Source organism: Mycoplasmopsis mucosicanis (assembly GCF_006546935.1).
Taxonomy (GTDB): domain Bacteria; phylum Bacillota_I; class Bacilli_A; order Mycoplasmatales; family Metamycoplasmataceae; genus Mycoplasmopsis; species Mycoplasmopsis mucosicanis.
This window is the reverse complement of the sequence record NZ_SMDN01000006.1, coordinates 49,335-64,609: the sequence shown is the minus strand read 5'-3', so window position 1 is coordinate 64,609 and position 15,275 is coordinate 49,335. Positions and strand designations below refer to the sequence as shown.

11 protein-coding genes and 1 tRNA gene are annotated in these 15,275 nt (G+C 30.6%); 4 read left to right on the top strand and 8 right to left on the bottom strand.

Features of this window, described 5'->3' with window-relative positions:
- A partial coding sequence (locus E1I18_RS03845; RefSeq protein WP_141483957.1) for a variable surface lipoprotein occupies positions 1 to 95 on the bottom strand: 95 nt, incomplete at its 3' end.
- A 203-nt stretch (positions 96 to 298) separates the two neighbouring features.
- Here E1I18_RS03845 and E1I18_RS02140 point away from each other — a divergent pair.
- Positions 299 to 374: transfer RNA gene (locus tag E1I18_RS02140), tRNA-Thr, on the top strand.
- Between the two features lie 32 nt (positions 375 to 406).
- Here the strand turns inward: E1I18_RS02140 and fmt are convergent.
- On the bottom strand, positions 407 to 1,243 hold the full coding sequence (gene fmt, locus E1I18_RS02135) for a methionyl-tRNA formyltransferase (protein ID WP_141483958.1): 837 nt from the start codon (positions 1,241 to 1,243) through the stop codon (positions 407 to 409).
- An 80-nt stretch (positions 1,244 to 1,323) separates the two neighbouring features.
- Here fmt and E1I18_RS02130 point away from each other — a divergent pair, with 80 nt between their 5' ends.
- Both E1I18_RS02130 and E1I18_RS02125 read left to right on the top strand, forming a co-directional pair.
- A complete protein-coding gene (locus E1I18_RS02130; RefSeq protein ID WP_141483956.1) occupies positions 1,324 to 4,239 on the top strand; it encodes a lysylphosphatidylglycerol synthase transmembrane domain-containing protein in 2,916 nt (971 codons plus the stop codon).
- A 160-nt stretch (positions 4,240 to 4,399) separates the two neighbouring features.
- Positions 4,400 to 5,839 (top strand): hexose phosphate transporter, encoded by a 1,440-nt coding sequence (locus E1I18_RS02125; RefSeq protein WP_141483955.1) that lies wholly within the window; start codon positions 4,400 to 4,402, stop codon positions 5,837 to 5,839.
- Positions 5,840 to 5,912: 73 nt separating this feature from the next.
- Here E1I18_RS02125 and E1I18_RS02120 read toward each other — a convergent pair whose 3' ends face one another.
- Positions 5,913 to 6,584, bottom strand: a complete 672-nt coding sequence (locus E1I18_RS02120) for a ribonuclease HIII (protein WP_170218515.1) — start codon at positions 6,582 to 6,584, stop codon at positions 5,913 to 5,915.
- A 1-nt stretch (position 6,585) separates the two neighbouring features.
- Positions 6,586 to 7,506: a Cof-type HAD-IIB family hydrolase gene (locus E1I18_RS02115; protein ID WP_141483953.1), complete on the bottom strand. Its 921-nt coding sequence runs from the start codon at positions 7,504 to 7,506 to the stop codon at positions 6,586 to 6,588.
- Positions 7,507 to 7,858: 352 nt separating this feature from the next.
- Here E1I18_RS02115 and E1I18_RS02110 point away from each other — a divergent pair, with 352 nt between their 5' ends.
- Entirely contained in the window at positions 7,859 to 9,136 is a 1,278-nt protein-coding gene (locus tag E1I18_RS02110) for an AEC family transporter (RefSeq protein WP_141483952.1), read from the top strand.
- Between the two features lie 281 nt (positions 9,137 to 9,417).
- Here the strand turns inward: E1I18_RS02110 and ftsH are convergent, their stop codons facing one another.
- Genes ftsH through E1I18_RS02090 form a run of 4 tightly spaced genes read right to left on the bottom strand, consistent with a single transcriptional unit; the run spans position 9,418 to position 15,086 of the window.
- On the bottom strand, positions 9,418 to 11,460 hold the full coding sequence (gene ftsH / locus E1I18_RS02105; protein ID WP_141483951.1) for an ATP-dependent zinc metalloprotease FtsH: 2,043 nt from the start codon (positions 11,458 to 11,460) through the stop codon (positions 9,418 to 9,420).
- Between the two features lie 47 nt (positions 11,461 to 11,507).
- Entirely contained in the window at positions 11,508 to 12,386 is an 879-nt protein-coding gene (gene tilS / locus E1I18_RS02100) for a tRNA lysidine(34) synthetase TilS (protein WP_141483950.1), read from the bottom strand.
- On the bottom strand, positions 12,370 to 12,927 hold the full coding sequence (pth, locus tag E1I18_RS02095) for an aminoacyl-tRNA hydrolase (protein ID WP_141483949.1): 558 nt from the start codon (positions 12,925 to 12,927) through the stop codon (positions 12,370 to 12,372). Before pth ends, tilS begins: the two co-directional genes overlap by 17 nt.
- Positions 12,927 to 15,086 carry an AAA family ATPase gene (locus E1I18_RS02090; RefSeq protein ID WP_141483948.1) on the bottom strand — a complete coding sequence of 720 codons (2,160 nt, stop codon included), beginning with the start codon at positions 15,084 to 15,086 and terminating at the stop codon, positions 12,927 to 12,929. Before E1I18_RS02090 ends, pth begins: the two co-directional genes overlap by 1 nt.
- Positions 15,087 to 15,275: the final 189 nt, after the last annotated feature.

Here is a 15,275-nt window from a genome sequence, read left to right as displayed (position 1 = left end):
TTTCCTTTTTTACCTTCTCCACCACATGCAGCAGCAACAAATGGTAATGAAGCGACCATAGGTATGAGTAATGATGTTAGTTTTTTTAATTTCATGATTACCTTTCATATTGTTTTGTTTCACCTATCATAAAAAAAAAAAAAAAAAAAACGAAAGGAAAATGCAAAAACGAAGCGTTTTTGAATATGTTTCCACAAAATTTGTGAAAAAAATACTTGCCTATTTGACAAGTAAATTTTGTTGAGTTAGTGCAACAATATAGTTAAAAAACAAGCATAAAGTGCTATAATTACTTCGCGCCGTCATAGCTCAGTCGGTAGAGCACATCCATGGTAAGGATGGGGTCGCAGGTTCAAGTCCTGTTGTCGGCACCATATGTTTTTAACACCGACCGCAAAAGCGGTTTTTATTTTAAAATAACTCTTTTTTTGCCTTCAAAACTATAATCAGTTAAATAAATTGCGCCATCACTTAAATTTAATATCGGAGCATTTTTTATTGGTGTAGTGGTTGCAAAATTCATCTTAACTCTCTTGCCATTTATAAACGCATAAGCACTAGGGTTAGGGTTGAAAGCCTTGATGATTCGTAATGCCTTTTGTGTAGTATACGAGTTTTTTATCTCGCCATCTGCTTTTTCCAATTTAGGACTTAAGCTTACTAAGTTTTTGTCCTGAACTACTCGTTTACGTGTGTTTTGGTCAATTTCATTAATTCAATTGACGATATTTTCTTTAGCTGAATTTTGCATTTTTTCAAATACACTTCCGCTAGTGTCATCATCATTAATCTCTACAGTTGATACAGCAAACACATCTCCTGCATCCATTTCTTTAACCATTTCCATTAAAGAAATTCCTGTAATTGAATCCCCGTTTAACACCGCATGTTGAATTGGAGCAGCTCCTCTATATTTTGGCAATAATGATCCATGAACATTCAAATTTAATTTTTTAGCTAATGAAAGAACCTTTGTAGGAATGTATTGACCAAATGCTGCAGTTAATAAATAGTCATAATCTAATTGAGCTAATTCATCATAAATTTGCGATATTTTTTCGGGTTGAAAACACTTAATATTGTACTTTTGCGCTAAAAGTTTAGTAGGAGTTGGAACACTTACCCTGCCACGAAGAGAAGGACGATCAGGTTGAGAAACAATAGCAACAACTTCAAAATTTTTAATTACTTCTTCAAAAATAGGCACAGCAAATTCAGGTGTGCCTGCTAGCAAAATTTTTATCATATAAACATTATAAATCACATAAAATTAAGTAGGGATATTTATTTTTAATAATAAATATTAATTTAGAAAGGAGAATTATGAGTTCATCATTCAATAGTTTTTCAATAAAAGAAGCGAAAAACAATTCAGGAATTAGTAATTCTTGAAGTTTTGGTCTAGGTTATGAACGAAATAATATCTCATACAACTTTGCACAGCACTTGTTTTTTAATGATAATAAAATAATTGCTAAACTTGGTGATGGAAGCAATGCATTAAACCCGGATACTGTAATTGCTATTGCTTATTCATTGGCTAGCACATTAGAACATAAAGAAACCAAAAACAAAAAAGTGTTTATTGGTTCTGATCTAAATGAAGAAAGCCTTCTTTTTTCATCAATTATAGCGAGTGTTTTAAGTTCAAAAGGTTATCAAATCTATATTTGTGAAACAATTAAAGATTTGCCTGGTACTTTTCAAAAGGTTATCGCGCACGAAAATGACATTGCAGTAAGATTGTTTATAAGTCGCTACCAAAATATTAAAAATGGTTATCAAATATGTTTTTATTGAGGTGATGGACTTGATTTCAGTGGTGATGTCATAGCAACACTTAGATATGAGTTAAATAAAATAGACTATTCAAAATTAGATGCTACTGCTGAAAAGATTGATATAAACAGGATAAATGGTTCTGAAACAATAAAAGCAAAAACTGATGATTTTTTTGCTAACAAACCTTCAATAAAAAGACTGTCTAGTTGTAAGTTCGGTATTGACTTCGCAACAAGTGATAATGTACGCTTTTTTAATAAGTTGGTTGAGCCATATAGTATTCATTTTTCAGTGTTTAGGGCAAAAACAGACAAAAATAGATATGTAAGCAAATTTGATAATTTAGTAATGATAAACACTGCGCATTGATTCAAAAAGAACGATGCAAACTTTACAATAAATAACTCAGGTAGTGGAGTAAGCATCTCAATAAAACACAAGAGTTTATATAAATTTTTGAGTCCCTCACAACTGGCTGCAACCTATCTTTATTTCTTAATTCATGATGATCCAGATACTGATGCAAAGAAACTAAATAAGTTCTATATTGCTCGAAGCCTCAACACATCAAGTTTAGTTGACTCAATTGCTAATCAACACAATATTGAGGTATTTAAGTACACAAATAGGTCTCTTTTATATAAAAAACAGCTTGAGAATAAAAATTTATTATTTGCATTCAACAATAATTTTGAATTTATCGTCAACCCAGAGACACTCTGTTATGATGCATTCACATTTAGTCTTGAAATAATGCGAATGATTGATGTTTATAAAAAACAAGGTTTAACTCTTTTTGATGTTTTGAACAAAATTTATGATAAATATGGCTTTGCGCATTGTGTTTCGCGGACATATGAAATTAATAAAAGCAGTGTTGCAACATTTATAAATAGAGTTAAGGATGCTAAAAAAATTGGTGACAATATTGTTGCAAACGTTAGAGAATACAAAAATAATTCAGTCGAATCAATGCTCTATTTAAAAATTTCATTTACTCATGGTGCTGAATGTATCTTAGTATACAACCCTACTAATGAAAAACTAACTGTGATGACTGATGTACTGCAGCGTTCTAACGAAAAAGACAACAGACTAAACGTAATTGTGCGTGAAAAAGAAATTGTTGAGGGTATTTTAGAGTTAAAGGAAAGCAATCTTATACCTAAATTTAGACCACTATCAATCATTAAATATGTTGCATTTTTACTCATTTTTATTGGAATTTTTATCTTTTTATTCCACTCAGTGTATAACTTCAAAAACTCAAATTCAGTTGATTCACCTAGTGCTTCCGTATTTTCAACAATTTGGTCGCAGATAAATCAAAGTTATGGAACACGAACGGCATTTATTTCAATAATCCTTGGATTTCCAGTATATTCGTTTATTAATGCGATGATTTTTAAGCGGTTATTGAGCTGACAAGGACTCAATGTTAAATTCCGTGACTTATTGATAGGTTCATTGATCTCACTTGTATCTCAGAATGTCACTCCAAAATCAATTGGAGGGGATATTGCAACATTTTGATATTTGCGTAGAAAAGGAGTGCCGCGTTCTCAACTTCTTTCAGCAATTGTAATTAACACTTTTGTTTGACAAGTAACCAACATTATTTCAATAATTATTTTTATTCCTATTGGTATTGCATTCTATGGAAACTTTTTTGCAAATACATCAGATCCACGCGTTGTTGTAATGATTGTTTCACTTGTTTTAGGAATTACAATAGACACAACTGTTTCAACATTGTTTTTACTATTCGCATTGAGTTCAAAAATACAGAAATTTGTGCTCAAATATGTTATTTATTTACTAGAATGACTACCTTTTATCAATATTTATGACCCTGAAGCACTCAAATCTAAATATCATAATGAGTTTTATAAACTGCGTCGTGGTCTTAAAATCACGTTGCGAAAATGATATAGAATAATTGAGTTAATTTTGTTGAAAATTTCGCCTATAGCATTTATGCCTTTAGCTTGATTTGCTTCTGCTGGTGATATGCTTCAATCAAATATAAAAGGTGGATATTACTTTAATTTAATTGTTGCTTCAGTACTCATCAGAAACATCAACTCAATTTCGCCTACACCGGGCGGTACAGGTACAGGCGATGTTATTTCCAAAACAATTTATGAATATATTATAAAACCTGATGAGATACACAATTTCAGTATAACTCAACGTTCGTCAATACTTACAGCAGTCAAAGGTATTTCAGAAGTAATTATTCCAACACTACTTTCAGGAATTATTCTTGCTCTTGTGTTCATTGGTGAAAAACGTATTGACTATTTAAAAAGTCTCAATAAAAACTATAACTTAATCAATAACATTTCAACAAGTAAAAGAAAATATAAACAAACAAGATTCTACAAAATTGCACTTTGAAGTTTTCTTGGTATATGTGTCTTATCTGCAATTTTATTTATTGCAATTCAAATTTAACAAGCTTTCGCTTGTTTTTTTTATACTCAAAAATGTGTGTTTTGGTCAAAAATTGTAATTTTTTTTGTATTATGAGCAACAAAAATGTGGAAACATTTTTGTTTTCCATTATAATTAAAATGCAAAATTTAATTTTGTAGATATACAAAGAAAGGACAAAATGAAAATCACACAAAACTCTGATCGTGTTTTAGATCCTAAAAAGAAAATTTTGTATGGCTTTTTCTTATGAGGTTTTATTTCCTTTGCATACCTACTATTCGTTGCTAACTGAGGTTTCGCAGTTGGTCTTGCGGGTGGTGGTAAGGGAGATCCTGGTTTTTTAGGATACTTCGGTATAGAAAAAACACCATCATTTGATCTTATTAGCAATGCAGCTAACTGAGGTATTACAATCGGCAGGGGTATTGGTTCAGTAATTGTTGCAATACTTTTAGTACGTTTTGCACACAAAAATGCAACCACAATTGCGCTTGTATTAACTCTTCTTGGAATTCCTGCTCAATACTTGCCAGGTCAACCATGAGGTTATGCATTATTTTTAATTTTAAGAACTTTTATGGCTATTGGTGGAACAATGTTAATTATTTTAACTCAACCAATTGCCGCTAATTTCTTTCAAAAGAAACAAAAAGCAATTGTATCTCAATTTGGAATTTGATTTTATCCATTAGGTACAATTATTGCTGTTCTTCCATTTGTTGTTGCTGGAAACACTGCAGCAATAAGAGAACATTGAAAAACTATTTTTACTATTATTTCAGCACTAAATGCTATTCCATTATTAATCTTTATCTTCTTTGGCTCTAAATTTGATAAAGTGCCTAAAAACGCTGAAACTAATGAACCAAAAACTAGAAGTTGAACAATTTTAAAAGGTTATCTCAAACAAAAAAGTACATGAGTATGAGTATTGGTTTATGGTGGATGACTTTGTGCAGTTGTGTTTCCAACATCACTTTCACACTTTATATTTAATTCATTAAGTGGTGTAGACAGAAATAGTGCAGAATTTACATATTTTACAAAGCTAATTAGATATTGATATATAGCATTCCTTGCAGCTGTTTTTGTTGGACCGATTTCAATAGGTCTATGATCAAAATACAATTTAAAAAGAAAAACTTATGTTGCTTCTGTAATAATGATAGGTATCATAATGTACATACTTTCATTAATAACATTCATTTATGGTGTTTCTAAAAATAATGTAGTCGCAACTGTATTCTTCTATATTTTTGGCTTCTTATGCGGAATGTGTCTATGAGGAATTCAAGGTGTTATATTAAATCTACCACACGAGTATAAAGATAACAATCCTAAAACAATTGGCTGAATGTTTAGTTTAATCTGAGGTCTTGGATATATTGCATTTACAATTGTTCTAATCATTATAAGTTTAGTTTCGCTTATTGGAAAAGAAGTTGGTGCGGGTAGCGATTTTACTTACAGAATTATTGAGTTTGTAATTATTATTGTTGCTTCACTAATTGCAATTATTGGAACACTTTTACTTAAAGAACCATCAGATGATGCACAATCAATGCCAAACTGAATGAGAAAAATATTTAAATCTAAACGAAATTCAGCAAATAAATAATCAATGCACAACTTTAAAAAAACACGTAAATACTGAAATTACGTGTTTTTTTGTTCTTAATTTAACGGTTTAATTACATCTTAAAATTCTTCTTACAAACTAAATAAGGATTAATGTCGGGTCTATTTTTTCACAATCATTGTGCAAACTCTTTAGTTTTGTTCGAAGACCCTTTTTCAAAGGTTATACCATAATCCATACTCATTTGTTGCTGATATTGAAGCAGTCTTGCTCTGGCCAGTATTGAAGCACATGCAACCTCAAGACATTTTTGCTCACCTTTTGTTGCTAAAATAACATCGGTTGAAACGCTTTTGAGAGCAAAAAATTCAACGTTTAAAAGTCTTTCAAAATACTTTTCAATGCTTCTTAAGGTTGAATATTGGTCAATAAAAATATAATCAGCGCGAGAATTAATTTTTTCAATACTTTTGAGATGACTTAAACATTTAAGTTCATTTGCATTATAGGAATCAATTAAATTGTTATACCCTTTTGGAGTGAGTGTATAAACACCATACTCACAAAGCATTTGAATTTTTGGAGCCAGTTCAATAATTTTTTTATCACTCAATGCCTTAGAATCTTTAATACCTAAATTAATAAGTTTTTGCTTATTTTCAATAGGAATTAAAACCGCAGCACCAATTAAGGGACCAAAATATTCACCTGCACCTACTTCATCCACTCCAATAATTAGATTGCTTTTTAAGTCAATTTGTTCATTAAACTCAATAAATTTCATTTTATTCAAAATCTGCTGATGAGTATTCATCATATTTCATTTTTTTACGAAGTTCAAGACTTTTTGCTATTTCTGCTTCAGGATTATCTAAGAACTGATTGATGTAGTATCCTACACCACCCTCAACATTTGAGTATTCTAATCTCACTGTTGCATGTTTTTTAATTGGTTCTTTAGCATTTTTCATTGCAACTGCTGTTTTAGCAACCTTAAACATAGAAACGTCATTGTGTCCATCACCAAACGCAACAATATTTTCCAATTCAACACCATAATATCTACTTAAAAGTGAAATTGCACGTCCTTTGTTTACAGAAACGTTTGTAATATCAAACACAGGAGTTAGACCTTCACCTTTTGATCAATAACTAAATTCACCTAAATCACCATATTTTGCTCTTAAATAGTCTCGTAAATCATCTGGATCAGTAGTTTCTTTAACATCAAAAATAATACCTGTTGGTCTTAAAGGAATTTTGTTAAAGTCTAATCCGACTTTAAATTTAGGATTTTGTGCAAAACCAAAAACTTGTTCCAATGCTTCATCTCGATGTTCAATTTGAACTCAGCCTGGTCCTTCAATAGCTAGGTTAGAAATCTCATTTCTAACTTTAGGATCACCTAAAATATAAAGCATTTCATTTAAATTTAAATATTTAATTAGTGGAATAAAGTTTTCGTCTGCGGGGTTGTGAATTTGAGAACCGTTGTAATTTGTTACAACTGTATTTAGACCTAATTCACGATAAATAGGACGAGTAGATCTTCATGGACGACCAGTAATTAAACAAACAATGTGCCCTTCATCAACTGCTCTTTTAATAGCTTGCTTTGCGACTGGATGAATTGTACCTTTAGCACTTGAAGAAAGTAGTGTGCCATCCAGATCAATAGCAAACATGTATTTTTGTTTTTCTTGCATTTATTATTCTCCTAGTAATTTTTTAAAAATGTATATATTTATAATTATATAATAATTAGTTTTTTATGTATAGACTGATAAATTTCCACAAAAGAAAAAAATTGCATATTTTATTACAAATTTATAAGTGATATTGAACATTTTTGAGACTAATAATTTAAAAAGTCATTTTACCTAAACTACTCAAAAATGTGTATATTGGTCAAAAATTATATTTTTATAGCAAAAACATATTATAAAAATATGTTTCTTTAACACTAAAAATTCATTTATTTATTAATAAATAAGTAAAATAAATATGATACTACGTATCGTAGTATTAAATATATATATTAGAAAGGAGACACGCATTATGGTCGATAAGATTTTAGCTGCTACACCATCTGGTGCAGCGGACAAAGTAACTATTCCATTTTCTGAAACAGCTATTAACCTATTATCATCACAAGGTTTCTATGCTGCTGTTGTTGCAACAATGGTATTTGTGCTTCTTGGTTTTTTCGCTACACGTAAAGGTGTATTCAGTAAAGAAATCAACGGTAAATTATCAACATTCACATTGAACTACGCTTTACCATTCTTGTGTTTAATTGCATTTATGAAAGATGCAGATACAAGAGCGGGTAAAGAAGTAGCTATTGTTATAGGTTTATCGGCAGCATTCTACATATTGATTGGAATTTACAACTTTGTAATAATTAAATATGTGCCAAAATTAATGTCTGCAAGATTACTTGCTAAAGCAAGAGCTCTATACGAAAAAACTGACAAAGGGGTTGTTCAAACCGCTTTCGAAGAAGCATACATTAAAAGTTATGCACAAAAAATTCTAACAGCTCAAATGATGTTGAGTTATGCTTCACTTCAATTCTTTGCTGTTCCTTTGATTCAATCATTAACAGGTTTAGTATTCCAAAACACAACACTAGCTATTCTTCAAGTGTGAAACTTACCTTACATGATCGGTGCCTTCTCATATCTTAAACTTCAGTACTCTGGTCAAAAAATTAGCAGAACACAGATTAAACCTGTTCTAAAAGCACTAACTGTTCCAATGATGTTATGTCTTTATGTTTCAGCAATCTTGTGACTAATTCAATTTATTCCAGGTGCTAATACATGATTTGTTACTAGCGCAAAACATCCATTTGAATTTACAAAAGTAGAACAAGGAACACCTGGTGCTCACCAATATTATGGTGGATTATTATCAAGATTCCCTGTTATTGCTAAACCAATTCAAGTAGGTAGTGGACTTGTTTCACCACTTGCATGATTGGTTATTGGTGGTTCTTTAGCTACTGCAAACCTTAAAGAAGCAGGAAAAGATAAAGACGTATGAATTACAACAATTAGAAAAACATTTGTTATGCCTTTAGCAATCTTCTTGTTTGGTCTAATAATTGCTTCATTAGGTTGACTATCACCTGGTACAACAACACTTCTTGTTATTCTAGCTGCTTGTCCACCAGCCGCTGTTACAATTATTTTCTCTGCTGCATATAAACATGAACACTCAGGTTATACAGCAGCAGTAAACTCATTATCTACATTAGTTTGCTTGGTAACAATACCAATTTGAACACTTATTTCATTCGCAACATACAATGCAATCCCTGTAATTGTTTAATTAAGTGTTTCAACATTAGTTAAATTAATTAGAAAACCTCTTGCCGTGACAAGAGGTTTTTATTTATGTCTTATTTGTCATAAAGTACTCAAAAATGTGTATATAAGTAAAAATTCATCTCTAAATATGGCTAGTAATTCAACCATATGTTTTAATTTTTATTGAGTGCTATGTCAACAATTTGCGCAACCATAATTTTTATACTTAAAGTGGGAAAGATAAGTATAAATCAAACTTTATTAGCAGAATAAAAACAAAACCTGAAAACTCAGGTTTTGATCTTATTCAGTTTTTTCAGACATATTTTGATTATCTAGGTCATCTTGAACTTTGTTTTGTTCAACATCATTTAATAAATCATCAAGTGTCTTATTATCAACTATTTCTGCTTTTTCATCTTCTTTCGGAGGTAGTTGCATATGTTTATTAATGTATTCAATTTCTTCAGCAACAATTGTTTCTTTTTCTAATAAAGCGGTTTTGATAAGCTCAAGTAATTTAATATTTTCAGTAATTATTTTATGAGCTCTTGCTTGTGCTTCTAGCATTATTTTACGTACTTCAAGATCAATTTCATGACCTACTTGACTTGAAAATGAACTTGATTTTAGATAATCACGACCAAGGAATGGATTTGAATCATCAGTCTCATATTGAATAGGTCCTAGATCAGACATACCGTATTCGGTCACCATTTTACGCGCAATTTTTGTTGCTTTTTGAATATCGTTGCTTGCACCAGTTGAAATGTTTTCTGAACCATAAATTATTTCTTCAGCAACACGACCTCCCATAAATGAGGTAATTATTGCTATTAATTCTTGTTTAGAAAGATTGTATTTCTCTTCTTCAGGCGTCATAAGGTTATAACCACCTGCTTGACCACGAGGAATAATGGTTATTTTTTGAACTTTGTTTGCACCTTCAATTTTTAAACCAACAACAGCATGGCCCGCTTCATGATATGCTACCATAGTCAATTCTTTTTGAGAAATAACTCTATTTTTCTTAGCTGGACCAGCCATAACTCTGTCAATAGCTTCATCTATATCATCAAGTGTAATTACTTTATGATTAAATCTTACGGCCAATAAACTAGCTTCATTAATAACGTTTTCAAGTTGAGCACCTGAAAAACCAGGAGTTCTTTTAGCTACATTAGCCATATCGATTTTTGAAGAAATTCTTTTACCTTTTGCATGTAACTCAAGAATTTCTTGTCGTTCTTTAACATCTGGAAGGCCTACAGTGATTTGTCTATCAAAACGACCAGGACGAATTAAAGCAGGGTCTAATACATCAGTTCTGTTAGTTGCAGCAAAGAATAAAATACCACTATTCTCTTGAATACCATCCATTTCAACAAGAAGTTGGTTTAAAGTTTGCTCACGTTCATCATGACCGCCACCTAAACCAGCACCTCTTGTACGTCCAATAGCATCAAGTTCATCAATAAATATAATTGCGGGAGCATTTTTACGAGCTTCAGCAACCACACTTCTTACTCTTTTAGCTCCTAAACCTACATACATTTCAACAAAATTAGATGCAGAAATGAAATAGAAAGGTACGTTTGCTTCTCCCGCTGTTGCTTTAGCTAACAACGTTTTACCTGTGCCTGGAGGACCACCTAATAATATTCCATGAGGCATTCTTGCGCCAGCAGCAGCATATTTTTTAGGATCTTTAAGGTAATCAACAATTTCAACAATTTCTTCTTTTGCTTCTTTGTTTCCTGCAATATCTTTGAATTTTTTATCACTTTTAATTTTTTGAGCTGGACTTCTGTTTTCACCAACCATTCCAGGAAGACCACCAGAACCTATAAATAGCATTCTAAAGAAGAATCAACCAATTAATATTCACAAAATTAATGGAAGTAAAGTTTGTAAAATAACTTGTCAAAAAGGAGTTGAATTTGATGGAAGCGGACTAGATAAAATTTGAAAAGTTTGTCCTGAACCACTTTGTGCTTCAACAAGAGATTTTCTTAAACCACTATCAATAAGTGCATACTTTTCTACGTTTTCTCGACCAATAGCCGCTATATAGTGAAAATCTCCTTGATTATTGTGTAAAACATACTTAACTTGACCATTAAATGAGTCAAGATTTATGTCTTTAAAATAAATATTGTCACTGTTGTTCTCAGTTGCGAATTTGATGTGTTCTTTAAGTTTTTCTAACCCGATAAGTTGATCAACAGGCGCAAATCGTTGATACAAAAGATAAATCAACACACCGGCAGCTATCACTGATAAGACAGTTATGAAAATAATTGAAATTATTTTCGAATTTGTCATTGGAGGTTTTTTGTCTTTCATGCGTTCCTTTCTTATTACTATTTTTAATTATATTAAAGAATTAAAAATTAATTAATTAGACAACCTTTAACTTTAAAGATAAAAACATTCGATTTAATTAAATATTTACCTGTTCCTTTTTGCATTAAATACCAATGTAAAATTGAATCTAGTTTTCTACTACTTAACTTAATGTTTGAATAGTTTTGGTGAATATATTTAAACATTAATTTTTCTTGATTTTTCATCTTTTTAAAGACACGGTTATCAAAATTACTTTGCTCTCAAAGTTTAAAATCATAATTGATTTTCGACTCCAAAACTTTGTTTTCTTCATTGAGTTTTTTATAGGAATTTATCAATATGTTTTTTTGCTCAAAACTTCAATCTTTTATTTCCAATCTTATTGAATTTCGTGTGTATACGTCAAAATCGTTGCTGGAGTCATTCATGTATGGAATGTTGAAATCATGAATTTTTTTGAGTATTTGTGTCTTAAAAAATAGGTGTAAAAAAGGTCGGACTATATTCATCTCATTAAGAAAATTTACCTCTTTAATCCCCCAAAAAATAGGCAAGCGTTTTGATCTTTTTTGCATTATGCAAGTTTCAAGAAAGTCGTCTTTATGATGACCTAAATAGAGAGCAAAACACTGATATTTTTTGTATATTTTGTTAAAAAATTCATATCGTTTCACACGCGCTCAATTCTCAAAATTTTTTGTGGAATTACGTGCATCATAGACAGCAGACTCAAAAATAATTTTATGTTTTTTGCAATATTTTTCAACCAACTCAATCTCTTTGTCGCTTTCTAAACGAGTTTTGTAATTTACCGAAGCTACTATAATTTGTGTATTTTGGAAAATTTGTTGAAGTCAAAAAAGCAAATACATTGAATCAGGACCACCACTTACACCGACGAGTAAATTATTTCTTGTTTTCACAATTAAATTTTTCTATAACTTTCTTAATATCGTTATAAACAAATGAAATAGCAGCCTCACTAGCAACATTTATAACGCGTTCGAGAACAGGAATCTCTTCAAGTTTAAAACGAGATAAAACTCAGTCTTTAAGCTCATAATTTTTATCGCGACCTATACCTATTCTTAATCTTTTAAAGTCGTTAGAAGGCAAATGATCCATGACATTTTGAACACCATTGTGCCCGGCTGCTGAACCACCTATTTTTATAGAAGCTTGGCCTAAATTAAAGTCTTTTTCATCATAAATAACCATAACATCAGCAGGCTCAATTTTAAAAAAATGTGTTATTTCTTGAATAAATTCACCAGATTTGTTCATATATGTTGATGGTTTGGCCAAAATAAACCCATCACCTTGACCAAAGCGACCATTAAATTTTTCTTTATTTAATTTGACACCAGTTTTTTCAATTAGTTTATCTATTGTTAAAAACCCTGCATTGTGTCTTGTAAACTTATATTCCTCACCTATGTTTCCAAGGCCTACTATTAACTTCATTAAACCTCCGTATTGATAAATTCGCTAAATGTTGTTATTGCTTTTTGTTCATTTGATGGTTTTATTACTTTGGTTTTGTAATAATTTAAATCACCTAAAATAACTAATTTCTCTTTTGCACGCGAAACAGCAGTATAAATCAATTTTGTACTCATTATAAAATTATGTTCAGGATAAGTAACAAAAATTACACATTGAGATTCTGAACCTTGAAACTTGTGAACTGAAAGTGCATAACCTAACGAAACGTATTGTCCAAAGATTTCTCTTGAGTAAGTTATGCTTTTGTATCCAAAGTCAACAACAACTGATTTTGTGGCTTGATTATAAGATTTTATAAAACCAATTTCGCCATTGTAGACATCTAAATCATAATCATTTTCATTTTGGACAACTTTATCACCAACATAAAATTTTCGCGCATTTTCGCCAACTCCAAACGAGAAAGACTCGGGTTCAGAATTCTTAATCATATAATTATTAAGTCGTCATTGCTGCAAAATTTTATTTGTGTTTCTAATCCCATTAATAGTTTTGTGCATAGGTATTAAAACAGCAGTGTTTTCAAGTCCAAATTCTTCAACATTCATTGCATATTGACTGCATAATTCATCATAATACACGGCTGGCGGTGTATCTAAAAAAACAATATCGTTTGTATTAAAAGAGAAGTTTTTTTTGTTTTTGACTGCTAGAAAGTGGTCTGGAATTTCTTTTCTGTCAGTTCTAAATATCTCATCTAATTTTACGCATGTAAATTTATTTGAGTTAATTAAATCATCCAATAAGTTGCCAGGACCAATGCATGGAAGTTGATCAACATCGCCAACAAAAATAATTTTTTCAAGGTTTTTAGAATGACTTATGACTTCATAAAAAACATCTGTATTAACCATTGAAAATTCATCAATTATTAATAATTTGTGACTTGCTGCAGGATTTGTGCAGTCAATTGTTGTTTTATGAGGAGAAGGTGAAAGTCTAAAATAACTATGAATTGTTCTTGCGTTAATGTTTCACTTCGTTTTAATATTGATTGCTGCTCGCCCTGTAGGAGCCAAAACTGCAATATCATCATTGTTAAAAACTTCATTATTTACAAAATATTCAATAATGTTTTTAATAACAAAAGATTTACCTGTGCCTGGAAAACCTGAAATTATACTAACACCATTTTCAACTGCGTTTTTAAACGCATGTTGTTGCAACGTTGATAACGACGAGTGCAAATCAATTTTCAAAACTTTTTTGTCTTTATTTAACCGAAGCAGAGTTGCAGCCAAATACATCTCTTTATCGTGCATTTTCTTGGTGGTAATTCTTTGATGATTGCTATTAAAACATAAAATACCTGTATTAATCATTTCTTGAATTGTTTCGGTAATAAGTTCAAAACTATAATTTTTATAGTCTTTTTGTATTTTATTTATTAATAAACTTGGATTTACAAGCGTTGAGTTTTCGCTATTCATCAGGTCTTCAACTGAACAAAAAATTAAAGCTTTAAGACGCTGCGGAGTGTCTTCTAATTTCAAAAGTGTGGCTAAATTATCAATAGTACTAAACGTGTAATTTTTTTCATATACCAATGTATAAGGATTTATTTGTTTCAATGTTTCAATTAAACTGTCATCAACGTCACCTAAATCCTTATAGAGTGATTCATATAATGAAGAAAGTCCTGAAGCAACAAAAAAATTATAACTTTTGTTAGTGTATGTTTGAAAAAAAGCTACTAAAGCATCAAATGATTTAGAACTTAATAACTCCTTGAATGCTGATTGGTCTTTCTTGAATTGTTCTACTCATTGCTTGCCTATTTTATCTTTAATTTTAGCTAGTGTTTGGCGACCAATTCCTGAATTGGATGCAATTAAAATTTTCTCTAATTCTTCATTTGAGTCAGGCTCGCGCACTTTAAGCGAGTCTAGTTGTTTAGAATTATAATTAGACTTTTTATTGTCGCTGACACTTATTTCATACATTGTCATCAATTTAATAGGTTGATTTGTCATAAATACACTGAAATTTTTGCCATCTCTTGCAACAAAAATTGCTAATGTATATTTTCAATCAACTTTTTCACCACCTGAAAGAATTTTTTTAAACATTCCTTGGAAAAGTTGGCCTTTTTGATTCAAACTTTTTTCATTATTCATATATAGAATTATATTTTATTATGGAAAGCTCTATTTAGCATTTTTAAAAGGTTAATAAACATTTTATTCACAAGATTGTTCTAAGTTATTAACATATTTTGAACTAGTATTTTTAAATGTACAAAATTTGCGAAAACCACTCAAAAATGAGTTCGATCGTTGTGAATAAATTTGTGGATAACTCACATT